Genomic DNA, 21,063 nt, shown 5'->3' on the forward strand with positions numbered 1-21,063 from the left:
ATTAGTTTAGCGGCTGCTTACAACCGGGTTGAGATTGATATGGCAGGACGTGCTGGTAACAGCGCAAGTCCTCCCTGCGCTGAATTGGCGAGGGCAATGTGAGGGCCCAGCAGGCCAACAACACGCCACCAAGAAAAACTGCCCCGCCCACTCGCTTTCGGAATGTCCTCTCGGACGCGACCAGCTTCACCGCCTCTTCAGCCTTTGGGAACACATAGCTCATCAGAGGGACAAACCAGAGCGCCAGGTACCCAAGGCCAATGGGAAAGATGAGGCATCCACCCTGAGCATCCCAGTTCCATGTCAGCATTGAGAGGCAAAACGTGCAAACCAACGCTCCTACAATTGCCACCAGGATCGCGGCCCTCATCATTATCCATTCTATGCTATTTGCGCATCTGATCGCGCCTCGATGCCTCGTAGAATCATATGATGGTGCTCTGCGCTGCTCTACTGCTTTACCCCGCCAAAACACTGTTTCGCGATGACTTTTACACTTACACCGAACGCGAGTGGGCTTATGCAGATTGGAAGCTGGGGCGGACGCAGTTTGGGTTGAAACCGGAGTGCCGGAATGGAGTGATGATCCTTAGGCACGAGACTTACAATCCGAAGGCTCCCGGAGAGACGTTCCTTGGAACCGAGCTTTACACCAAGCCGAACTTCACGCTTGAAACCGGGCTTCAGATCACGGCGAAGGTTCGGGTTAAGAATCCACCGCCGGGGATGGTGGCTTCGATTTTCACTTACTCGACCGACAAGCTCGGGTCGGACGAGATTGACTTTGAATTCCTCACCACCCAGACCAACAAAGCCAAAGGCGACCACCCCGTCCTCGTCACCAACTGGAACGATTGGGACGAAAAGAAGGAGCTTTATGGGAACAAGATCAATCACTCGCCGGAGACGGTGACTCCGAAAGGGTTGAACACGGCGGATTGGAACATGTACACCATCCGCTGGTACCCGGATCACACGGATTGGCTGGTAAACGGAACCCTGGTTCGCACGAGCAAGGACGCCGTTCCCAACGCACCAACGCCCATCCGATTCAATTTCTGGGCAGCGGCGAAGTCGTGGACGGAGGCGTACTCGGCGGAGTATCAACCGACTGCCGATCCGTCCAAGAACCAGGTTTGTACCTACGAGATCGACTATGTTGAGGTCAAGCGGCTTCCGTAGAGAGCACTTTTGACTCGAGGAGCCAGGCCAACATCATGCCAACTGGAGGTCCAACCAGATACACCCAAAGGGTTCCGTAAGTCGCCGAACCACCGACGAGATCCGGCCCGAGGGAACGAGCAGAGTTCATCGAGCCTCCGGTGATGTTTCCACCCATCATGACGAGCAACACCACTGTGAGCCCGATCACCAACGGAGCAAACGAGTTCTCTTTGCGGATCACCGCGAAGATGACAGCCATGAGAATGGCCGAAAGGACGGTCTCGGTGCCAACGTTTCGAATTGCCTGATCCGGGGCCGCCGGGACGTGAGTTCCGAATGCCCCACCAAAGAGGAGCAGACCCAGCAGTCTGGCGGCTAGGCCGCCGAGAAATTGAGCCGCCATGTAAGGAATCGCATCCTTCTTGTCATGCTTGCCACTTAGAGTGAGCGCAAGCGTTACGGCCGGATTGAACTGGGCACCCGAGGTCGGGCCAAAGATGTAGATCATCGCTGTCACCGCGAGTCCGGAGACCCAGGCGGCGATGGCGAGATCGGTCTTTGCTGCCGACGCCATGACGGGAGCAAAGACGATTCCAAACGTCCCGAGGAACTCGGCAACGAGCTTTCTGTTCAACCCATCTCCTCCAGGAGTTTCACCATGTGTCCTCGAATCTGGTCACGGATCACGCGAACAGTCTCGATCCCCTGTCCGGCGGGGTCATCGAGACCCCAATCTTCGGTGAGGATGAACTTGGCGGGACATGCGGCGGCATCGACGCCGCAACCCATTGAGATGATTTTGTCCGCACCATCGACCATGTCTTGGGTCATCAGCTTCGGATGCTGCCCTTCCATGCTGATTCCGAGTTCCGCCATGGCTTCGACGGCCATTGGGTTGAGCTGCTTTCCACCGACAGTTCCGGCGGATTCGCCCTTGATGTCAAGACCCCGAGCTTTGGCCTCATGATTCACGAAGGCCTCAGCCATTTGAGAACGACCTGCGTTATGGACGCAGAGGAAGATGACGGTCTTCATTTGCAGCACTCCGTTCCGCAGCAGGCTCCCTCTTTCGGCTTAGATGCGCGGATGAAGGCTCCCATGATCCGACCATCGAGGTTCGACTTTTCGTCGGCGGAAAGGGCGCTGACCTCTGGCGAAGTGCAGGTCGTGGCCTCAAGGTCGGCGAAGGTGTAGCGGCGAGTCGGTTCGATCGATGCATTCTCAAATCCAGCGTTCGCGAGCTTTCCGAGATACTCGCTGTACTCCATAGCTCCGGCGACGCAGCCAATGAAAGCCTCCATGTCAGCCCGAACTGCAGGAGGAAGTTCGCCCTCAACGACAACGTCGGAAACAGCGAAGCGTCCACCGGGCTTGAGGACGCGGAATGCTTCGCGAAGGACGGCGTCTTTGTCGCTTGACAGGTTGATGACGCAGTTCGAGATGATGACGTCGACCGAGTTGTTTGGAAGGGGGATCGATTCGATGTGACCTTTGAGGAACGAGACGTTGGTGATTCCGCTTTCCGCCTTGTTTCGCTCGGCAAGAGCGAGCATTTCGTCGGTCATATCCAGACCGAAAGCAAACCCAGTTGGCCCGACTCGGCGAGCAGAAAGGAGAACATCGATCCCTCCCCCAGAGCCGAGGTCGAGGACGGTCTCGCCTTCGCTGAGCGAGGCGAGGGCAGTGGGGTTTCCACAGCCAAGCGAAGCGAGGAGAGCCGCTTCCGGGATGTCGCCTGCTTCGGATTCACTGTAGAGGTTGCCGGTGATGACATCTCCGCCGCAGCAGCTATCGTTGCCGCCTCCGGTGTTTCCGCCGCAGCAGGCGGCACCCTGGCCGTTGAGGACGGTGAGCGCGGCGGCGCCGTACTTCTCGCGAACGATTTCGCGTACGTCTTCTCGGTCGATGAGTCTTGTGTTTTCGTTCATTGTGTTAGCAACAGTTGGTTTGGTCGTTGGGTTGGGCGAGTGTTTTCAAATAGTTGGAGAGGGCGAGGAGGGCGTCGGGTTTAAGGGTGCAGAGCATTCGCTTCCCTTTTCGTTCGATTTGGATAAGACCCGCGTCTTCGAGCTCGTGAAGGTGGTGGGAGATCGTGGAGCTGATCTTCTCTTCGCCGGTGATGTGGCAACAGATTTCTCCGGCGGTTGGACCTTCGACTCCACCCTCATCATCCACCGAGGCCCTTCCGCAGCACATAGAGGAGAGGAACTCCACAATGTGAAGCCGGGTTGGGTCACCAAGGGCTCGGAATGCTAGACGGTTCGTTTCGACATCCATCGAAATGATTCTACGCCATTATTTCGATGAAATGCGAAATGTTTTCAGTTTTTTGTTTCGGCGAGGGCAAGAAACTCTTCGACTTCTCCCGCAACGAGAATTGGCAGCAGAGGAGTCAACTCATCAATGGGCCAATCCCACCAAGCGACGGTCAGCAACCTCTCGACTTGATTGGAGGCGAATCGTTCTCGGATGAGTTTCGCGGGGTTTCCGCCGTAGATCGAGTAAGCCGGGACATCAGACGTCACCACGGAGCGCGCGGCAATGATAGCACCATCGCCAATAGTGACCCCTGGCATGATGAGCGCCTCGTAACCGATCCAAACATCGTTGCCCACGACCGTATCTCCCTTGAACGGAAAAACTGCGCGCTCGGAAAGCGCGGGTTCCCAGCCGTCACCGAAGATGTAGAACGGGTAGGTCGAGGTTCCGCTCATGATGTGGTTTGCACCGTTCATGATGAATTTCACACCTCGGGCGAGAGCACAGAATTTTCCGATGATGAGCTTGTCGCCGACGAACGGAAAGTGATAGAGAATGTTTTTCTCGAACTCGGCTGCCCCTTCGGGGTCGTCGTAATAGGTGTAGTCTCCGACGATCACGTTTGGGTTCGAAATCGCGTTTTTGATGAAGCAGACCTGCTCAAAACCCGGAACGGGGTGAAGCTCGGTCGGGTTGGGTCCGTTCATTCGGTTGGACTAGGATACTTGGAGTGGACCGTTGGCTTTTAGATTTTGGTTATCCGAACCTTAACTTGCGGAGCTTGGGGATCGCTCTAAAAGCCATGTCGTCACTGCGAAACTGCGGAACTGAGCAACTTCTAACGTCCGCACCAGCCGGGTAAACTTCCCCGCAGAAATGTCAGTCCTCGTCGACAAAAACACCAAAGTCATCGTTTGCGGAATCACTGGGAAAGAGGGTGGATTCCACACCGAACAGATGATCAACTACGGAACCAATATCGTCGGCGGAGTGACCCCCGGAAAAGGCGGTCAGGAGTTCCTGGGCAAGCCGGTTTTCAATACGGTCAAAGAAGCCGTAGAGGCTACGGGTGCGGATGCGTCGATCATTTTTGTTCCACCCCCCTTTGCGGCTGACTCCGTTCTGGAGTGCGAAGCGGCGGGGATGCCATTCGTGACCTTGATCACGGAGGGAATCCCAATCTCGGACATGACGATGGTTGTCAATCGGCTTAAGGCTAACGGCGTCACCCGGTTGCTCGGCGGAAACTGCGCGGGAATCATCACTCCGGGCGAGTGCAAGATGGGCATCATGCCTGGGCACATCTTTATGCCGGGCAACGTCGGAATGGTGAGCCGATCAGGAACGCTTACCTATGAGATTGTATGGGAAATGACCCGGGCCGGATTTGGTCAAACCACCTGCGTCGGAATCGGCGGAGACCCACTTCCAGGAACTCGGTTCATCGAAGTCATGGAAATGTTCCACAACGACCCCAAGACCGAAGCAGTCGTCTTCGTCGGCGAAATCGGCGGCTCGGACGAGGAAATGGCTTGCGAATGGGTGAAGGCTAACATGAAGAAGCCGGTTGTTGGATTCATCTCGGGTAGAACCGCACCTCCTGGAAAGCGAATGGGCCACGCAGGAGCGATCATCAGCGGAAAGACTGGGACTCCACAGTCCAAGGTTGACGCGCTTCTGGATTGCGGAGCTTTGGTCGCTGACCGCACCAGCGACGTACCTGCTCTGCTCAAGCAAGCAATGGGCGGCTAGCCGCCAGTATAGGTACTGCTACTTCAAAACCTGAACTATCTCGCGGAGGTAGTAGCCACCCTCATTGCTGAGGTAAATCACTGATCGGCCGAGGGCCTCCGTTTCAATGAGTTGGATGGCACCCTGGGTCATTAGCAGTTTCCCACGGCTCTTCTCCGTTGATTCCGCAACGATATCGATGAGCGGATTCTGAGCCAAGTTGGAGTCGCCCTTTGATCGCACCACCTCGTTGAACACGAATTTCGGCTTCATCCCTGGTTCGGTCTGGCCGACCGACGGAATCTCGGAGATCGGCAAAGCCGCTCCCGTCGCAAAGCTCAACCGATAATTGCCGAGCAACTTGTAGTCGGGAGCGCCATCTTGTAAAGTGATAATCGGGTCTCCGTCAGATGTTCGACTGCCGTAGGCGCCGCCTTGATAGGCCATCTTTTCCAACCGTTGAGTCTTCTGGCCACTGTTTGTAACGAATGAGATTTCGGTCGGACACCCTTCGCCACAAGAGAACACAAACGCTTTTTGGTCTGTACGCGACCCACAGACCGAAACGCTTCTTCCGACTATTCGATCCTTGATGACCTTCGCACCTTGACCGACCGGGCAGTAGACAACCTTCCAAATGAGGTTATCACCGGATGATTTTCCGACCACCAAACTGCAGATCACTCCTCCGTTGGGGCCGACTGGATCGATATCCATCACCACTTCGCCAAGTTGAATTTCGAACAGTGTGGACTTAACCCCCGACTGGATATCGAAGCGGCCAACTAGACGCCGTGAGGTTTGTTGACCACGTGCGACTCGCTCGCGCTCTACCACATATGAATCTTCTACGAACTCCTCGATGAACACAACAGAGTTTCCGGCAGGGCTATATTTGACTTTGCTAAGATATTGTCCCAGCTTGATCGATGGCCCCACAACATACGTTCGATCCCCGACCGCAATTGATCGATAGAAATCCGCCTGGGCGAAACAAACCGCAATTGCTCCGCCAACCGCTACTGAAACGAGCCAACGCAAAGAAGTGATCATTTCCAGGTTTCTACAGAGCCTGCGCCCGCAAAATTGCTGATCGTTACGTTGGCGGCTCGAAACTATGATCTACTTTCCGGCACGTTTACAGTGGTACATCAGGTGGGCATGCACAAAGGCAAGAGTCTCATTCAGGTTCAACGGGCCCCCAACTGGATGAACAAAGCAAACCCAAGAGTCTTGAACACCCTCATCGATCCGTTTCTCTAACTTGGCTTGAAGTTTTCGGAGTTTTGCAGCCGCCGCTTCAAAATCCGCATTCTCTGGGCAAGCGGGAAGAGCTCCCCGGGCCGGAACTGGTATTGCGCTTAACATGAGGAAGTTGACGATCCGCCTTCGCAAGGCCAGTCCGACATGACGCCTTGGCATTTCAACTTGTGAGCGCAAGCCGAGCAGAACACCTGTATGCACCTGAGAAAGGTGATCCAGAACCTGTACCGGAGTCCATCCTTCTGCGGGACCTTTTGCACTCGCCAAATGCTCAATCGTCTGTTCTACGAGCAGGCCAACGTCGGTAATCGTAGCCAACTACCGGTTCCGTCGCATGTAATTGCTGACCATTCCGTCGGGCTTAGGCAAAAATGCTTCTTGCATCTGCTGCGCGGAAAACGCACTCGGAGTGGAGCCGGTTCTTGCGTATTCGAAGACCGCCGCGGTGTAAATCCCCTGCAGGCAGCTGCTCAGGATGGCAATTCCTAACCAAACCACAACCGCGAGCCCGATCGCCGCTACGATCACCCAAACACTTTGAGTGAAGCATGCCGCAATGATCATCGGAATCGGCAGGAGCGACAAGAATCCCATTGCATAGGAGATCCCAACGTTTCCAATGAGCGTCTCGCCCCAAGCCTTCTTGATCGTTTCAAACGACGAATTGATCGCCGAAACCGGCCCAATGCCCTCAAGTGCGAGAGAAGGCACAACAAAGAACGTGACAATGTTCCACGCCCCACCCAGCAAGGCGACGATGATCTGCCCAACGATCCCAACTCGTTCCGAAATCGCCTTGAGAATTGTTCCTACGGTTGCCGCGATCAAGCTCCACCCCAGGATCGGACCCAAGCGACTCTTCGCAACACTAATCCCTTCGCCAACCGAAGTCTTCTCTCCCCGAAGAGCTTTAGAAGCACAGTGAATCAGCGCGACGTTGAAGAACACCACAACGAAGTAGCTCACAAGGTAGTAGCAGAACGAGACAATGTAATACCAAATGGGAATCTGCTCTCGCGTCTTCGCGCCTGACTCAAACATGCCCGATTGATATGCACTGAACGCGATGGGAGCCAGGAAGCTTAACGACACAAAAAGAGTCGCAATTCCCGAAATGATCGGAAACAAAGCCAGGGTCGGCTGATTCCGCATGACTCCGAACGTTTGCTTGGCAAGCGCCCAGCTTCGATTGAACCTCTCGAACATACGCGCATTATACGCTCACGCGTCCCTGTGAGGTTTCAGTACACTTCAGCATATGCACGAGCGGTATTTTGATAACGCTGCCACAACTCCCGTGGACCCTCGTGTCGTTGAGGCGATGCTGCCCTGGTTTCACGAGTTTCCGGGAAATGCGAGTTCGTTGCATCAGTACGGTGCGAAGGCGATGGACGCGGTCGAGAAAGCTCGGGCTCAGGTCGCACGGTTGATCGGGGCCGAGGATCCTTCGCAGATTACGTTTACGAGCGGGGCGACGGAGGCGAATAACTGGGTGCTGCATGCACTGAAAGATCAGATTGAAGTGAGTGTCGTTGAGCACAGTTCGATTCGAGATACTGCCGAGAAACTCGGAATTCCGTTCTTCTACCCACCGGCAAAAGTAGCTCGGCCAGTGTCCGGGGTGGGGGTTCCACCTCGGCAGCCACTTCTGCGAGCTCAGATGCTGGTGAACAACGAAACGGGAACCATTTTCGACGAGTGGAATCGGGTTCCGGGAGCCTATCTGGTTGATGCGACACAAGCAGTTGGAAAGATTCCCTTTGAGGTGGGTGAACTCGAGTATGTTACGGGCTCGGCTCACAAGTTTTATGGCCCCAAGGGAGTCGGATTCCTGTATCAAAAGTTCCCTGGCTCGATCTCCCCATTCATCACCGGTGGTGGTCAAGAACGGGGCGAGCGATCTGGAACACTAAACGTCCCCGCGATTGTGGGAATGGGCACTGCTGCCGAGATAGCGAATGAAGAGATCTTTCGTCGGAGGGAGCAGGTGGAAAACCTGAATGAGGTCTTTTGGAACGTCTTTGATTGGGATTGGGATTCAACCAATCCGTTGAAGAGATACCTTGAGAATGGTGGAAACCGCCGCTCCCCCTACATCCTCTCCCTCTCATTCGCAGGAATCGAGGGGGAAACGCTCCTTATTGAGCTCGATCAAGCAGGGTTCTGCTGCTCGGCCGGAGCGGCGTGTAGCAGCCAAAACACCGAACCTTCACCAGTATTGCGCGCCTTCGGAGTTCCCGATGAATATATCCGTGGAACTATCCGAATCAGCTTTTCTCACCACAACACCGAGGAATCCACCGCCCAGCTCGCCCGCGAGATTAGGCGAATTGTGACGAAGTTGCGCAATCTACGCTGATTCAACGTAGAACTGAGAGGATGCTGAAACCTTTCGCTCGCTAAAAGACGTCTAAGTTTTTTGCTGTCCCCCAAGATAGCGTTTCGTTGTACTGATTTCCCGGTAAACTCAAAAGGTTTTCCAGAACATTGACAACTGGCACGCGTCTCGCTTGACAAAATATCAGTGGAGTGATACACCTAAAGGGCTCACAACACGAAAAGACCAACCATGCAAGGTTCGACGAGCCGGAGCATACCGAAAAGGTCAAACACGGAGTAACTAAAAGATAAATGGCTATTGAAAACGGCATCCCAACCCAACCGAAGCGCGGACGTGCAATTACTGTCCGAACACCCGGTCGGACCAACGGCTTCATGGAACCTAACATGACGTCGCTGGAGGATCCGTCCGCCGAGATCGAAGACGATGACGCTTCTGATGAGGAGCTTGAAGAGCTTGAGGCGGAGGCCGCCGCGGTACCGGACGACTCTGAAGAACTCGAAATGTGGATGCGACAGACCCGTCGCGCCCAACTTCTGACCCCTGAACAGGAAGTTCACCTCGCCGTGCTCGTTATGGCCAAGGAGCTTCTGGAGAAGGGCAAAGAGAAAGAGCTGCTCAAACTTCTTCAACGCAAGGACATCACTCACCCCGTTGGTAAGCCGACTGAGCTGAACCAGTTCATCAAGACCCGCGTTATCAACGAGGGTATTGAGGCGAAGAGGCACCTGATCGAGTCGAATCTTCGACTGGTTGTATCCATCGCCAAGAAGTACAACGCTCGAGGAATTCCTTTGGCTGACCTCATTCAAGAGGGCAACCTTGGTCTCATCCGGGCCGTTGAGAAGTTTGACTGGTCCAAAGGCTTCCGATTCTCGACCTACGCTACCTGGTGGATTCGCCGAGCGATTGCTCGCGCCATCATCAACCAAGGTCGAACCATCCGAATTCCGGTTTACGTCGCTGAGTTGATCAACAAGGTCGTCAAGACCGCTTCACGCTTGCAGCAAGAGCTCCAGCGCGAAGCAACTGAAGAGGAGATCAGCCGCGAGGTTGGACTCTCGGTTGACCGTGTTCGAGAGATGATGCGCGTTGCAGTCGAACCGATTTCTCTCGAAACTCCGGTTGGTGAAAAAGACAACTCGTCCATCGGTGACTTCGTGCAGAGCACGAACATGCCGACCCCGGGTGACGTCACCTGGTCGCTAATCCGACGTGAAGAGATCGACGGAATCCTCGGACGCCTGACCTCCAGAGAGCGAGATGTTGTTCGACTCCGGTTTGGACTTGACGATGGCCGTGCCCGGACGCTTGAGGAAGTCGGAACAGAGCTCAACGTCACCCGAGAGCGAGTCCGTCAAATCGAACTCCGAGCGATGAAGAAACTCCGCCACATCGGTGCCGAGCTCACCTCGCAAGGCTTCACCATCACACCTTCTCCGCACCACAACTAAGGTTGGACCGTTAAGGTTAAAGACCCCGAACCATGTTCGGGGTCTTTTCTTTATGGTCCAAAGATTGTTTGCAGTTGCTACTAGGCTTCTAACAACCGCAGGCGCAGTTTATCAATCATAACTTCCGCATGGCAGTCTCGCCACGAGTCATCTTCGGCCGACCGAATTAGCTCGATGGCCGGTATCGTGGGTCGGCGGATCGGAATCGAAGCTTGAAGTAAAGCGGCTCCTCTATTCACGCGAAGTGCGCACCCACACAGCTTTTGGCCCGTAGATACCGACACGATATCATTTTCAGACTTTCCGAGGAAGCAGTACGGACCGGTCGAGCGCTCGGCAAAACCAGCATCTGCGCCGAGAGCTGCATCGAAGCCTAAGTCTTGAAGCGCGAGGACCAACGGGTACACCATCTTCCGGTAGACAGCCCTGACTCCAACGGAACCTATGAGAGGAACCGACACTCCTACCGTCAGGTCGTGACCGTGCAGTACGGCGGCCCCACCCGTCTCCCGAATCGTCCAATTGTCAACGGAGGCATTAACCAGCGTCTCCTCTGGCTTCTGAAACCGTCCGAGAGTCACCCAGGTTTGGTCCCATTCGTAGATTCTTGCGGAAGGCTCGCCGCGCAGAGCGCCTTCAAAAAGCTCATGGTCCCGAGCCATTTGGGTTGCGGCGGTCCGGTCCGGATCGATGTAAACCTTCACTACAGTAAATCTGGCCGCCTCTCGCGAGTCCGCCTTTCTCCTTCAACCCGCCGCCACTCATCGATCTTTTTGTGATCACCACTCCGAAGAACCTCGGGTACTTCCCTTCCGCGCCAAACCGGCGGCTTGGTGTAGTTCGGAGCACTGAGGCCCTGCCCAGAGAATGAGTCTTCTTCGAGAGACTCGGCCGCCCCCAGCACTCCTGGCAAGAGACGGGTGATGGCATCGGCCATAACCAGGGCTGGCAATTCGCCGTTGGTCAGGACATAGTCGCCGACGGAAAACACATGGGTCGCGTACGCCTCTTCTGCTCGATGGTCGATGCCTTCATAGTGACCACAGACGAAAACGATCTGCTCGTATTGTGCAATTTCTTTGGCATTTTCTTGCTTAAATGGAATTCCGGATGGCTCCGTAAAGATGATTGCGATGCTCTGCTTGTGCAGATCCACGACAGAAGAAGGTCCAACGATTTTTCCGACTTCATTAGTCTTAAAATAGTAGTGAAAACGGCGCCTGTCTGAACTCTCAGGAGCCTCCACCTCAACTGTCTCACCAGCCCAGGCCTCCGCCGAAATCGGGATCAACTCTTCTATCGCCAGAGCAACAGGCTCGGCTTTAATCAGCATCCCTGGATGTCCGCCGTACGGGGTGTCATCAACTTTCTTGTGCTGGTCGTAACAGTAATCCCGGGGCGAAACCGCCCGAAACTCGACTAACCCAGCTGAAGCTGCTCGACCCAGAATCGAATGCTCCAATGCCCCGCGAACCATGTCGGGGAAGAGCGTCACAAAGTCGATTCGAGGCACAATGAGAGGGTACCTGTCTGCCATGTTGCAACTTGAATTCCGAAAGAACGAGACCGGCGCGATGCTGGTTTACACCAGGCCGGACGGCACTTCGACCTGGAGCAAGTCCGGCGAGTTCTTTGTTCTTCACGACCTGGTCCACCTCGCTGTCGAATCGGCCTTCGGCTTCAAAGAAGCGTTCTTTGGGCTAATCGCCCAAGGTCGTACGATTCTGTCGTTCGAGGATAAGGTGCCTGGTTCGCACGAACATCAACAGCTCCCCGACGAAGCGTATCTCGCCGAACTTATTGTCGGGCATCTCGACAACATGCGTCACAGCCCCGAGCCGCACGACTATCCGCTGGACAACCAGATTCGGCGAAGCGCGTCCGAGGCCAATCTCGCACTTTCTGAAGGCTACGAGCGCAAGCTCCACACAGCCGTTATCGTGATGAGTGATCTCCATCAGGAATGGCGATCCTTGCCGGTCGGGCAGGCACTCAAAAAATCCTTCCCGCTCCCGATTGCAGTCCCCTAAAGCGGTATTCTGATACCACTTATGTCGAACATCCCGGCAGATCTGAAATACACCGAATCGCACGAGTGGGTGCGTGTTGAAGGCGACGTAGCCACTATCGGAATCACCGACCACGCCCAGTCAGAACTCGGCGATGTGGTGTACGTCGATCTCCCGACCGTGGGCAAAACCCTGGCTATCGGCGAGACCTTTGGTAGCGTAGAAAGTGTCAAGACGGTTTCCGATCTGTACGCCCCGGTGGCTGGCGAAGTCATCGAGGTTAACGGCGAACTGGCAAGTGCTTCTGAGCTTGTGAACACCGATCCTTACGGACAGGGATTCATGATCAAGGTTCGCCTCTCGGGCGAAGTTCCGGGCACGCTGCTGGACGCCGCTGGGTATGGAGCAGTCGCTCACTAAGCCCTAATGCCTTATATCCCGCACACCGAAGCTGATGTCGCCGAAATGCTCGCCGTCATCGGCGTTTCTTCGATTGACGACCTGTTCTGCGAAATTCCGGCGAACCTTCAGCTTCAGCCGGGTTCTCTGGACATCCCGAAGGCGCTTGACGAGCCGAAGCTATACGCTCACTTGCTCGAGATCGCCTCGAAAAACGTCGATCTGAGCAAAGTCACCTGCTTCCTGGGTGCAGGAATCTATGATCGCTACATTCCGGCTTCCGTCGGAGCAGTCATCTCACGGGGCGAGTTTTTAACCGCCTACACTCCGTACCAGCCAGAAGCTTCGCAGGGTTATCTCCAAGCAATCTACGAGTTCCAGACGATGGTCGCTGAGCTATATGGCTGCGACATCGCTAATGCTTCGATGTACGACGGCGCAACTTCGATGGCGGAGGCGGCGATCATGTCGACCAGCCTCAACAAGCGGCAGAAAGTCGTCGTCAGTGCGGGTGTTCATCCTCACTACCGACAAGTTTTGGACACGTACTGCTGGTCCATGGATATAGAGGTACAGACCGCTCCGTCAACTAAAGGAGTCACCGTTCCCTTTGTCGATGACAAAGAAGCCGCCTGCTACATCGTCCAGTACCCCAACTTCTTTGGCTCAATCGAAGATCTCGCCGCCGTCCGAGAAGCATGCGACAAGAACGGCTCGACAATGATCGTCGTTACTGACCCGGTCGCCTGCGCCCTTCTCAAGCCGCCCGGACACTTCGGCGCAGATATCGTGGTCGGCGAAGGCCAACCCATGGGAGTTCCAATGGGACTCGGTGGACCTGGTGTCGGACTCTTTGCCTGTAAGAAAGAACTCATTCGCTTCATCCCGGGCCGAATCGTTGGAAAAACCAAGGAAGTCCACGGTGACAAACCCGGCTACGTCATGACCCTCCGAACCCGTGAGCAAGATATTCGCCGCGAGAAGGCCACGTCGAACATTTGTACCAACGAGGCTCTGATGGCTCTTGCCAACACGGTTTACATGATCGCCCTTGGCAAAAACGGCATGCGCTCCGTAGCGGAATCGAGCGTCAGAAACGCGCAGTACATGATCTCCGAACTCGAGAAAATCGGCATTGGGGCCATGACCAACAAGGTCTTCTGCGAGTTCGTAGTTGGCCTTCCGAAGGACGCCGAGTGGGTCTGCTCGGCGATGCTGAGCAAAGGAATCCTTGCCGGACTCCCGCTGGGCAAGTATTACGACGGTCCGCCCAATACGCTCCTGATCTGCACGACTGAACTCCGAACGAAGGACCAGATCGACACCTACGTTTCTGCCCTCAAAGAGGTGCTTGCCTAATGCGACAAACCACCGTTCCCGAGCCAAAACTCATCTTCGAAAAGTCCCGCGCTGGTCGCGTTGGCTGCAACCTTCCCAAGTGCGATACACCTTCAGTTGACCTCGGCAAAATCCTCGGCGAAACCCGCGAAGACCTTCACCTGCCCGAAGTCGGAGAGCTCGACATGCTCCGGCACTTTACCAACCTTTCGCACATCAACTACGGCATCGAGACCGGCTTCTACCCGCTGGGTAGCTGCACAATGAAGTACAACCCGAAGATCAACGAGATGACCGCACGGATGACGGGCTTCGCCAATCTTCACCCGCTTCAGCCGGTCGAAACCATTCCAGGTGCTTTGGAGATTTTACACGGCGTGCAGAGCATCCTCTGCCAAGTGACAGGCTTTGATTACATCACTTTGCAACCACTCGCTGGTGCTCACGGCGAGATGACTTGTCTCATGCTCGTTCGCGCCTACTTCGAGTCGCGCGGCGAAGGACAGAAGCGCAAGATTGTCCTTGTTCCAGACTCGGCTCACGGCACCAACCCGGCTTCCGCCGCTCGTTGCGGTTACGATGTCAAGTCGATTCCAACCGACGCTGAGGGCAACACAAACCTTGCGGTCCTGACTCAAGTTCTTGAGGAAATCGGCGACCAGGTCGCCGCGTTGATGCTGACCAATCCTTCAACGCTTGGGCTTTTCGAGCCAAACATCGAAAAGATTTGTAAGATGATTCACGATGCAGGCGGGCAGGTCTTCTGCGACGGAGCCAACATGAACGCAATGGTTGGTACCACCCGACCAGGCGATCACGGCTTCGACTGCATGCACCTCAATCTCCACAAGACCTTTAGCACCCCGCACGGCGGCGGGGGTCCAGGATGCGGAGCGATTGGCCTGCAAAAGCACCTCGAACCGTTCCTTCCCAAACCGGTGATCCGAACCGAAAACGGCAAAATCATCGCCGATGAAGACCGGCCAAAGTCCATAGGACGAGTCGCTGGCTTCTACGGTCAGTTCCTCATGGAAGTCCGGGCGTACACCTATCTGATGGCGTACGGCAAGGAGAACATGCACCGGATTTCGAAGTTCGCGGTTCTAAATGCCAACTACGTTCGGGCTCGGCTCAAAGATGTTCTTCCCCCCGCACACGACCGCCCTTGCATGCACGAGTGCATTCTTACCGCCGAGAAGTACAAAAAGGAGAAGGGCGTGCGCGCACTGGACATCTCGAAGCGCCTTATCGACTACGGCTTCCACCCCGCCACCAACTACTTCCCGCTCATCGTTCCCGAGTGCTTCATGATAGAGCCGACCGAGACCGAGAACAAGGAAACCTTGGACGAGTTCTGCGACGCGCTAATCGCGATCTGCCATGAAGCTGAAACCGAACCGGAACTCCTGCACAATGCGCCTTCGACAAAGATTGTTGGACGCCTAGACGAGACTCTGGCCGTCAAACAGCTAGACGTCCGCTGGATTCCGGGCGCCGAGAACAAGGAATACACGCGGCTCCGGCAAGCAATCCAGTAATTTAGATTCCCGTGTCCTACGCGGCTGAGCCACGTAGGGCACGGGAATCTAGATTCGTGCAGGTCGAGCCATAAGGACGATAATCCTGTGACCCTCCAAAGAAGGTTCCTCCCAAGATCGGCCGAGTGCTAGCGCGGAGCGACTTCAGTAGGAGTTGGAGGCGCGTCAACAGCAGTCTCCAAGATCCTGGTAGGTGGGGGTCCTGAAGGTTGCTGCTGCAACAGCATAAATCCAATGATTAGAATCGAGATGGCAAAAGAAAGCGCCATCACGAAAAGCGCCCTCCGACGTTGAAGTTGCTGAGCGGGAGTCAGAGGAGCAGACCCAGCCCAGAGCCCGCTGCGTCCACGCATCTCTTGTAAAGCCATCGCGACATCTTGAACCGAGTATCCGCTTGCCTCGGCAACGTCTCCCACGGTAGTACTCCCCGTTGCCATCGCGCCATCCGCCGTGGCAAGACGAGCCAAAAGATCATGCAGCTCGTCGTCACGCACCTTGAGAGTTTCCAATCGCTCTTCAGATCGTTCCATTGCGCATCTCTGTCACTGTATTACCCCGGAGTGAACTAGAAAGTTGCGTAGCGAACAGCTTACTGTCTTACTTTGCATTAGCCCAATCTCTCGCCGCCACCTAGGACTATTCGGATAAGTGCCCCGGATCGCCAGTTGTTGGTGGAGCCAGATCGGTCGTCGAAGGCTTGCCTAACCACTTCCTCAACTGAGGGCGCAGGGCATCTGCCCAAACCTGGTACCCCATTACAGAGGGGTGCAAACCATCCGGAAACATCTTCGGAAGGTCGGTGAAGCCCTTGTTAGCATCAAGGAACGTAGCTCGAGACGCCCGTGCAACCAGTTTCAGCTCTTGGTTTACCGGGACCACGAGAGTTCCCGAAGCATCTGTTCGAGGGAAGATCGCCGTAAGCACTAACCGCGCCTTTGGCGCGCGCAATTTACATTCGGCGAGAATCGCCGATACTCGCCCAGCAACAATCTTTGATGCGTCGACGCTGCCCCCCAAACCCGGAAGATCATTCGTCCCGGCCAACAGAACGATCACCTTCGGATTTACACCATCAAGCTCGCCATTCCGAACCCGCCACAGGATGTTCAGCGTCGTATCGCCCCCCCAGCCGAAGTCACCCGCGTTCCATCCCCAGAAGTTAGCCTTCCAGTTGGCGTAAAGGTCCGCATACTTCTCATCCGAGCAGCCCCAGCGCCGCGTGATCGAATCTCCTAGGAAGTACAGGTCGATTCGACCTGACTTGGCCTTAGCGAGTAACTGCTCATGGGCAATCCGGGATTTCCGATCCGTCCGCTCAACCGCCAATACTGGCTGTAGAGCTTGAAAAGCGAGGATCATCGACTGACTCGAATCTCGTTCTGTTCGCCGATCGGCGACATCTTTTTGATGAACTCGACAAAAGCATCGAGGTCAATTAATCCGGTGTCGAGCTTCTTCACCGACTTCAAAGTCGTTAGCGAGTCTCCTCCGCCGGCCATGAAGTTGTTCACCGTGACCTTATAGGTCTTCGCCGGATCAACCGCGACGCCGTCAATCGTCAATTCACGAGCCGACCCGCCCGCTACTTTATACCGAAAATTCTTTGAAGGAATCAGCGACCCCTTCGAGTCGTTGAGCAACGCTACCAACTCAGCTCCAGTCAGGTCTGCAATGGTCAGCGTGTTTCGGAATGGACAAACCGAGTTCAGCATTGCAAACGTGAGCTTGCCCGCCTCAAGATTCGACCGGACTCCGCCGGGGTTAACCAGAGCCGCCACTGCGCCCAGCTTTGACGTCGCGTCCAAATACGAATCCACTACCAAGTATCCGACCTTTACCCGATCAGTCAGGGCAACCGCGGATGTTCCAATTTGGGTGTTCCCCATTGCCTCAATCGGCTTTCGGAAAGCGTCGATGAGCGAAGCGATCTCCGGGTCTTCGGGGATCGACTCGTCCACGACAATCGGCTCCGGATTCAAAATCTTGGTCAATCGACCGGCCGCATCAAACTGGGCCTTGAACCGGCCAAAGACCTTCCCCCACTCCCAAGCCTGAACCACCGGAACTGTGGCACCCGTCGTGTCCTTGACAATCGTTGGATACGATCCACCCGAAGGACGCCAACCGTCCAAAGGCGGGGTTCCGAGCGGTGTGTGGCTGTGGCCACCAACGATCAGATCAACGTCGTGTAGCCCTCGCGCCAAAGCCTGATCCTCTTCATAACCAATGTGCGAGATGACGATAATCTTGTTGACACCCTGTTTGGTCAATTCGTCCACCGCTCGCTGAACCGATGGTAAGTGTGCGGATGCTTTCAGTTCGTTTCCGAGCGTCGTCAAGTTTTCGAGATCAGAAGTCGTTACACCGACAATCCCGATTTTCTGCTTGTCAACCATGACAATCGCTGAAGGTTTAATCAGCGGAGCCAGAACCGGGAAGTGGGAGAAGTCAATGTTGCAAGACAGGACAGGAAACTTTGCTCGTTTCACGTACTGCGCCAGTACGTCGGCCCCCTTATCAAACTCATGATTGCCAGCGCACTGGGCGTCGTAGTTCATCGCATTCATGAACGCCAGATCGGCTAGGCCGTCGTACATATTGAAGTACAGCGTGCCTTGAAAACAGTCACCCGCATTGAGCAAGAGCACGTTTTTCTCCTTGGCCCTTGTTTGCTTGATAATCGTCGCTTGCCGCGCATAGCCACCATAAGTCTTGCCCTTAATCGCGGTGGGCTCCATGTGGCTATGGAGGTCGTTGGAGTGGAGAATTGTCACCGTCAACGGCTTTTGTGCGATGCTGTGTGAGGCAGCGAATAGTCCAAGCAAAATTGCGGTGAAGCGCATGTTCATATTGTATCCGAGGAGGGTAGAACCTTACGGTGCTCCATCGAATCTGTGGTCTCTCTCTTCTCGCGTTAGCGGGCTGCGCTTTGGGTCAGGTCCAAGGCTGGTCGGGGCAGTTGAACCTCAACCTTACAGAAGCTCAGTCGGCACTGAATTCTTCTTCGGTTTTTGTTAACCTTCGTGCAGTGAACAAGCTCAAGATGGGTAATCAGCTTGAGTACTCGCTTTTTTACGGGCTGAGTCGGCAGACCAATGCGACCACGGGGCAGTTCGATACGACCGAGGATCGCTGGAGTGTCGGAGCGCATTACGACACTCCTTCCAGCCGACGCAAGTTTGGGTTTATTGATCAGCGTTTCGACCGCAATGCGGTCGTTCAACTCGGCTCGCGGTCGGTGACAACCATTGGTTACGGCTACTTCGCGGTCCGAACCGAGAACCCCTTCAAGACCGGCCGCGTCGACGCTGTCGGAGATGCTGAGTGGAAGATAACGGCAGGTTTAAGCTATCTAACTGAAACATATCTCAACGACCTTGGGTCACGAAATGCTCCCGGCCTGCAGTTCGCATCTTCGTTCAGAAAGGTATTCAAGAAAGGTGTCTCGGTGAATCACTATGCGGAGTTTTATCCTGCGTTTGACCGTTTTGATGACTTCTTCCTGACCAGCAACCTGAACCTCGGGATTCCGATCTCACAGCGCATCTCGCTGGCCGTAGCGTGGATCGCCGACTACGACTCCACCCCAGCTCCTGGGGCACGGAAAGATAACTCACGCTATGCGCTTACTTTGGGCTACCGATTCTGATGCAGGTCCTCGCGACCGATAGAATGCGGTTTCGAAAGCTTTCGGATGCGGACGCAATGACTCTCTACCAGATGGATTGTGATCCGCGAGTCACGGAGTTCCTCGGCCACGTCGAACCGTCACTGGATGCAACTCGAGAGTGGATCCGGAAACTGGCTGTTCAATACCCTGAAGGTAGCCGAAGGGGATTTTGGGCGGCGGATCTCGGCGATGAATTCATCGGATGGTTTCATCTTCGCCCTTCCCGGGACACCGGTGAGTGTGAACTTGGATACCGGCTCAAGACCGAGGCTTGGGGACAGGGTTTAGCAACCGAGGGATCAAAAATGCTGATTGACTTTGCCAATGAGCGAGTCATTGCAAGAACTCTCGCCGAAAACCACCGATCAAGGCGCGTTATGGAGAAAGTCGGCATGACCCTCGTGCGAGAGATCGATGTATTCTGGGTGGCTGACGGCGTGGAATATGCTACGACTTAAGACAGCCTCTGAATTCGCCGCTGGATTTCGTTGACAACCTTCTCGGCAGTTTTGGGGTCAAAGATCGTTTCGCAATGCTGAATTCGGCTTGAAACTCCTTCGCAAAGTTGATGCAGATTCTTAAGCAGAACTGTTTCCGGAATGTCGAATCTCCGTCCTAAGTCAACAAAGCTGGACGCGCGAAAGTTTGAATCCTTCCCAAGTACGGCCAGAGCCATGTTCTGGTCTAGACCAGGATATGCCAAGGTAGTCAACAAGTCATACGCGGGGGATACTTCGATCAAGCCTGATTTTGCATTCTCCAGAATGCTCACATTCTTCGCGTGCATATCGCCGTTCCCAATGATGTAGGAGAAGATGTACTGCCGAATTAGGTCTAACGCCGCAAGGCGCGGACTGGCGCAAACCTCTGTAAACTTCCGGATTAGATCGTGGAACGTCGGATGATACTTATCGCCAGGGTAGAGATCGAGAAGTTGGCATCCGTCTTCCTGAGCAAGTTTTCGATTGCCATGATCTGTGCGGTCGAATCGTTGCACCATCAGAGCTTTATCTCCGGCGGAATCCGAGATCACCTCCGCGTGGGCCACTTTGAGTCCGCACACTTTTGCGAGCCCTAAGAAGAACATTTCGTTTTCAACAATGTTTGGAAAGGCAACATTGTCAAACTTAACAAGGCATGGCGCACCCCGGGTGCGGACCGAAACCGCCGTCAGACGACCCGACATCTTCTCCTGCACTCCGGCGACGCTTTGCACCTCTCCCCGAAGGTCGGCCCAGCTTTCTTGTTTAAGCTCATGGAGAGCCAGTGAATACTCGATTCCTCGCTCGTTTGCGATTCCCACATCACCGATCAAATCTCCGCTGGTTGCGATGAGCAATGAGAAAAGATCGTCAACTGAGGTCTTGATGCTTCGGGCAACAGCATTGATACGGCTCCCTTCGGGCAGCAGATTCGCAAAGAATGCAGGAAGATTCACTCCTATTCGCTCGAAAGCCATACTCTGCTGATGCCGCATCGAGTGACAAACAGAGTAGTGCGGGGCTTCTTCGTAATCAAACCTCCAACCGTTCTCTATTCTTCGGAGGACACCAATCTCAACGTCTTTCCGAGTTACGATTAGAGTATCGATACGCCGTGGATCGGCAGTCACCGACGATTAACCTCTGCTAATTCTAGTTCCAGGCCGAGAACATTGAGGATCGCCAGGAGCTTATCTAACCTGACAGATTGCTTTCCATTTTCTAACTGAGAGACAAACAGGCGCCCGCAAAGAGCAAACTCGGCGAGTTCACTTTGCGAAAGCCCCAGTGCCTTTCGACGCTGAGCTACCTTTTCTCCAATATCTTCACCGTTTTGCATTCGATTGAATACATTATGGGCCGTTTTGATCGTTTTTGACACTCATTTCGCAGTTTTGTATTCGATCGAATGCAAA

Annotated in this window: 26 protein-coding genes; 10 read left to right on the forward strand and 16 right to left on the reverse strand. The window is 54.8% G+C overall.

The genetic code is table 11. The features are described from left to right. Position 1: 1 nt before the first annotated feature. Positions 2-370: a hypothetical protein gene (locus tag WCK51_10735; protein MEI7577360.1), complete on the reverse strand. Its 369-nt coding sequence runs from the start codon at positions 368-370 to the stop codon at positions 2-4. A 62-nt stretch (positions 371-432) separates the two neighbouring features. Between WCK51_10735 and WCK51_10740 the strand changes: the two genes are divergently transcribed. Further along, the gene (locus WCK51_10740) at positions 433-1,182 is read left to right on the forward strand and encodes a glycoside hydrolase family 16 protein (protein MEI7577361.1); all 750 of its coding nucleotides are present in this window, start codon (positions 433-435) and stop codon (positions 1,180-1,182) included. Here WCK51_10740 and WCK51_10745 read toward each other — a convergent pair. The 5 genes from WCK51_10745 to WCK51_10765 are packed head-to-tail and all read right to left on the reverse strand — an operon-like array spanning position 1,166 to position 4,130. Next, positions 1,166-1,798 (reverse strand): aquaporin, encoded by a 633-nt coding sequence (locus tag WCK51_10745; GenBank protein ID MEI7577362.1) that lies wholly within the window; start codon positions 1,796-1,798, stop codon positions 1,166-1,168. The two genes, WCK51_10740 and WCK51_10745, sit on opposite strands and share 17 nt — an antisense overlap. Further along, positions 1,795-2,199 (reverse strand): arsenate reductase ArsC, encoded by a 405-nt coding sequence (locus WCK51_10750; protein MEI7577363.1) that lies wholly within the window; start codon positions 2,197-2,199, stop codon positions 1,795-1,797. Before WCK51_10750 ends, WCK51_10745 begins: the two co-directional genes overlap by 4 nt. Next, positions 2,196-3,092: an arsenite methyltransferase gene (locus tag WCK51_10755; protein ID MEI7577364.1), complete on the reverse strand. Its 897-nt coding sequence runs from the start codon at positions 3,090-3,092 to the stop codon at positions 2,196-2,198. The genes WCK51_10750 and WCK51_10755 overlap by 4 nt, the downstream gene beginning before the upstream one ends. A gap of 4 nt (positions 3,093-3,096) precedes the next feature. Further along, positions 3,097-3,441 (reverse strand): metalloregulator ArsR/SmtB family transcription factor, encoded by a 345-nt coding sequence (locus WCK51_10760; protein MEI7577365.1) that lies wholly within the window; start codon positions 3,439-3,441, stop codon positions 3,097-3,099. Between the two features lie 44 nt (positions 3,442-3,485). Continuing rightward, on the reverse strand, positions 3,486-4,130 hold the full coding sequence (locus WCK51_10765; GenBank protein ID MEI7577366.1) for a Vat family streptogramin A O-acetyltransferase: 645 nt from the start codon (positions 4,128-4,130) through the stop codon (positions 3,486-3,488). Positions 4,131-4,299: 169 nt separating this feature from the next. On the opposite strand from WCK51_10765, the gene sucD reads away from it, so the two are divergent. After that, entirely contained in the window at positions 4,300-5,175 is an 876-nt protein-coding gene (gene sucD / locus WCK51_10770; protein MEI7577367.1) for a succinate--CoA ligase subunit alpha, read from the forward strand. A gap of 18 nt (positions 5,176-5,193) precedes the next feature. On the opposite strand, the gene WCK51_10775 is transcribed toward sucD, so the two are convergent. From WCK51_10775 to WCK51_10785, 3 genes are all read right to left on the reverse strand, one after another. Continuing rightward, positions 5,194-6,207, reverse strand: a complete 1,014-nt coding sequence (locus WCK51_10775; protein MEI7577368.1) for a hypothetical protein — start codon at positions 6,205-6,207, stop codon at positions 5,194-5,196. Between the two features lie 69 nt (positions 6,208-6,276). Continuing rightward, positions 6,277-6,735 (reverse strand): DinB family protein, encoded by a 459-nt coding sequence (locus WCK51_10780; GenBank protein ID MEI7577369.1) that lies wholly within the window; start codon positions 6,733-6,735, stop codon positions 6,277-6,279. Then, positions 6,736-7,623 (reverse strand): DUF6159 family protein, encoded by an 888-nt coding sequence (locus WCK51_10785; protein MEI7577370.1) that lies wholly within the window; start codon positions 7,621-7,623, stop codon positions 6,736-6,738. It lies immediately after the preceding gene. A 52-nt stretch (positions 7,624-7,675) separates the two neighbouring features. On the opposite strand from WCK51_10785, the gene WCK51_10790 reads away from it, so the two are divergent. Then, the gene (locus WCK51_10790; protein MEI7577371.1) at positions 7,676-8,776 is read left to right on the forward strand and encodes a cysteine desulfurase family protein; all 1,101 of its coding nucleotides are present in this window, start codon (positions 7,676-7,678) and stop codon (positions 8,774-8,776) included. Positions 8,777-9,048: 272 nt separating this feature from the next. Next, positions 9,049-10,212 carry a sigma-70 family RNA polymerase sigma factor gene (locus tag WCK51_10795; protein ID MEI7577372.1) on the forward strand — a complete coding sequence of 388 codons (1,164 nt, stop codon included), beginning with the start codon at positions 9,049-9,051 and terminating at the stop codon, positions 10,210-10,212. Positions 10,213-10,292: 80 nt separating this feature from the next. On the opposite strand, the gene WCK51_10800 is transcribed toward WCK51_10795, so the two are convergent. Together WCK51_10800 and trmD are read right to left on the reverse strand one after the other, a co-directional pair. Next, the gene (locus WCK51_10800; GenBank protein ID MEI7577373.1) at positions 10,293-10,916 is read right to left on the reverse strand and encodes a hypothetical protein; all 624 of its coding nucleotides are present in this window, start codon (positions 10,914-10,916) and stop codon (positions 10,293-10,295) included. Then, the gene (gene trmD / locus WCK51_10805) at positions 10,916-11,749 is read right to left on the reverse strand and encodes a tRNA (guanosine(37)-N1)-methyltransferase TrmD (protein ID MEI7577374.1); all 834 of its coding nucleotides are present in this window, start codon (positions 11,747-11,749) and stop codon (positions 10,916-10,918) included. The genes WCK51_10800 and trmD overlap by 1 nt, the downstream gene beginning before the upstream one ends. On the opposite strand from trmD, the gene WCK51_10810 reads away from it, so the two are divergent. Genes WCK51_10810 through gcvPB form a run of 4 tightly spaced genes read left to right on the forward strand, consistent with a single transcriptional unit; the run spans position 11,748 to position 15,496 of the window. After that, positions 11,748-12,242, forward strand: a complete 495-nt coding sequence (locus WCK51_10810) for a hypothetical protein (GenBank protein MEI7577375.1) — start codon at positions 11,748-11,750, stop codon at positions 12,240-12,242. The genes trmD and WCK51_10810 overlap by 2 nt on opposite strands. 21 nt (positions 12,243-12,263) lie before the next feature. After that, positions 12,264-12,641 (forward strand): glycine cleavage system protein GcvH, encoded by a 378-nt coding sequence (gene gcvH, locus WCK51_10815; protein MEI7577376.1) that lies wholly within the window; start codon positions 12,264-12,266, stop codon positions 12,639-12,641. Positions 12,642-12,647: 6 nt separating this feature from the next. Next, positions 12,648-13,979 (forward strand): aminomethyl-transferring glycine dehydrogenase subunit GcvPA, encoded by a 1,332-nt coding sequence (gcvPA, locus tag WCK51_10820; GenBank protein ID MEI7577377.1) that lies wholly within the window; start codon positions 12,648-12,650, stop codon positions 13,977-13,979. Then, positions 13,979-15,496 carry an aminomethyl-transferring glycine dehydrogenase subunit GcvPB gene (gcvPB, locus tag WCK51_10825; GenBank protein MEI7577378.1) on the forward strand — a complete coding sequence of 506 codons (1,518 nt, stop codon included), beginning with the start codon at positions 13,979-13,981 and terminating at the stop codon, positions 15,494-15,496. The genes gcvPA and gcvPB overlap by 1 nt, the downstream gene beginning before the upstream one ends. Positions 15,497-15,624: 128 nt before the next feature. Here the strand turns inward: gcvPB and WCK51_10830 are convergent, their stop codons facing one another. The 3 genes from WCK51_10830 to WCK51_10840 form a co-directional block, all read right to left on the reverse strand. Then, entirely contained in the window at positions 15,625-16,026 is a 402-nt protein-coding gene (locus WCK51_10830; protein ID MEI7577379.1) for a hypothetical protein, read from the reverse strand. Positions 16,027-16,132: 106 nt separating this feature from the next. Then, a complete protein-coding gene (locus tag WCK51_10835) occupies positions 16,133-16,855 on the reverse strand; it encodes a GDSL-type esterase/lipase family protein (protein ID MEI7577380.1) in 723 nt (240 codons plus the stop codon). Next, positions 16,852-18,339: a bifunctional metallophosphatase/5'-nucleotidase gene (locus tag WCK51_10840; GenBank protein ID MEI7577381.1), complete on the reverse strand. Its 1,488-nt coding sequence runs from the start codon at positions 18,337-18,339 to the stop codon at positions 16,852-16,854. Before WCK51_10840 ends, WCK51_10835 begins: the two co-directional genes overlap by 4 nt. A gap of 35 nt (positions 18,340-18,374) precedes the next feature. Here WCK51_10840 and WCK51_10845 point away from each other — a divergent pair, with 35 nt between their 5' ends. Further along, positions 18,375-19,145 carry a DUF481 domain-containing protein gene (locus tag WCK51_10845; protein ID MEI7577382.1) on the forward strand — a complete coding sequence of 257 codons (771 nt, stop codon included), beginning with the start codon at positions 18,375-18,377 and terminating at the stop codon, positions 19,143-19,145. Beyond that, the gene (locus WCK51_10850) at positions 19,145-19,624 is read left to right on the forward strand and encodes a GNAT family N-acetyltransferase (protein ID MEI7577383.1); all 480 of its coding nucleotides are present in this window, start codon (positions 19,145-19,147) and stop codon (positions 19,622-19,624) included. The genes WCK51_10845 and WCK51_10850 overlap by 1 nt, the downstream gene beginning before the upstream one ends. Here WCK51_10850 and WCK51_10855 read toward each other — a convergent pair. Continuing rightward, positions 19,621-20,778, reverse strand: a complete 1,158-nt coding sequence (locus WCK51_10855) for a HipA domain-containing protein (GenBank protein ID MEI7577384.1) — start codon at positions 20,776-20,778, stop codon at positions 19,621-19,623. The two genes, WCK51_10850 and WCK51_10855, sit on opposite strands and share 4 nt — an antisense overlap. After that, on the reverse strand, positions 20,775-21,029 hold the full coding sequence (locus tag WCK51_10860; GenBank protein ID MEI7577385.1) for a helix-turn-helix domain-containing protein: 255 nt from the start codon (positions 21,027-21,029) through the stop codon (positions 20,775-20,777). The genes WCK51_10855 and WCK51_10860 overlap by 4 nt, the downstream gene beginning before the upstream one ends. Positions 21,030-21,063 lie beyond the last annotated feature (34 nt).

The organism is Armatimonadota bacterium, assembly GCA_037138755.1.
In the GTDB taxonomy this organism is placed as follows: Bacteria; Armatimonadota; Fimbriimonadia; order Fimbriimonadales; family Fimbriimonadaceae; genus Fimbriimonas.

Bases quoted from the DNA above. Each gene is read 5' to 3' on its own strand.
- WCK51_10785 (MEI7577370.1), bottom strand. From the start codon at position 7,623: ATGTTCGAGAGGTTCAATCGAAGCTGGGCGCTTGCCAAGCAAACGTTC.
- gcvPA (MEI7577377.1), top strand. From the start codon at position 12,648: ATGCCTTATATCCCGCACACCGAAGCTGATGTCGCCGAAATGCTCGCC.
- WCK51_10790 (MEI7577371.1), top strand. From the start codon at position 7,676: ATGCACGAGCGGTATTTTGATAACGCTGCCACAACTCCCGTGGACCCT.
- WCK51_10755 (MEI7577364.1), bottom strand. From the start codon at position 3,092: ATGAACGAAAACACAAGACTCATCGACCGAGAAGACGTACGCGAAATC.
- WCK51_10835 (MEI7577380.1), bottom strand. From the start codon at position 16,855: ATGATCCTCGCTTTTCAAGCTCTACAGCCAGTATTGGCGGTTGAGCGG.
- WCK51_10740 (MEI7577361.1), top strand. From the start codon at position 433: ATGGTGCTCTGCGCTGCTCTACTGCTTTACCCCGCCAAAACACTGTTT.
- WCK51_10760 (MEI7577365.1), bottom strand. From the start codon at position 3,441: ATGGATGTCGAAACGAACCGTCTAGCATTCCGAGCCCTTGGTGACCCA.
- WCK51_10830 (MEI7577379.1), bottom strand. From the start codon at position 16,026: ATGGAACGATCTGAAGAGCGATTGGAAACTCTCAAGGTGCGTGACGAC.
- WCK51_10795 (MEI7577372.1), top strand. From the start codon at position 9,049: ATGGCTATTGAAAACGGCATCCCAACCCAACCGAAGCGCGGACGTGCA.
- gcvPB (MEI7577378.1), top strand. From the start codon at position 13,979: ATGCGACAAACCACCGTTCCCGAGCCAAAACTCATCTTCGAAAAGTCC.
- WCK51_10750 (MEI7577363.1), bottom strand. From the start codon at position 2,199: ATGAAGACCGTCATCTTCCTCTGCGTCCATAACGCAGGTCGTTCTCAA.
- gcvH (MEI7577376.1), top strand. From the start codon at position 12,264: ATGTCGAACATCCCGGCAGATCTGAAATACACCGAATCGCACGAGTGG.
- WCK51_10775 (MEI7577368.1), bottom strand. From the start codon at position 6,207: ATGATCACTTCTTTGCGTTGGCTCGTTTCAGTAGCGGTTGGCGGAGCA.
- WCK51_10810 (MEI7577375.1), top strand. From the start codon at position 11,748: ATGTTGCAACTTGAATTCCGAAAGAACGAGACCGGCGCGATGCTGGTT.
- WCK51_10735 (MEI7577360.1), bottom strand. From the start codon at position 370: ATGAGGGCCGCGATCCTGGTGGCAATTGTAGGAGCGTTGGTTTGCACG.
- WCK51_10840 (MEI7577381.1), bottom strand. From the start codon at position 18,339: ATGCGCTTCACCGCAATTTTGCTTGGACTATTCGCTGCCTCACACAGC.
- trmD (MEI7577374.1), bottom strand. From the start codon at position 11,749: ATGGCAGACAGGTACCCTCTCATTGTGCCTCGAATCGACTTTGTGACG.
- sucD (MEI7577367.1), top strand. From the start codon at position 4,300: ATGTCAGTCCTCGTCGACAAAAACACCAAAGTCATCGTTTGCGGAATC.
- WCK51_10765 (MEI7577366.1), bottom strand. From the start codon at position 4,130: ATGAACGGACCCAACCCGACCGAGCTTCACCCCGTTCCGGGTTTTGAG.
- WCK51_10850 (MEI7577383.1), top strand. From the start codon at position 19,145: ATGCAGGTCCTCGCGACCGATAGAATGCGGTTTCGAAAGCTTTCGGAT.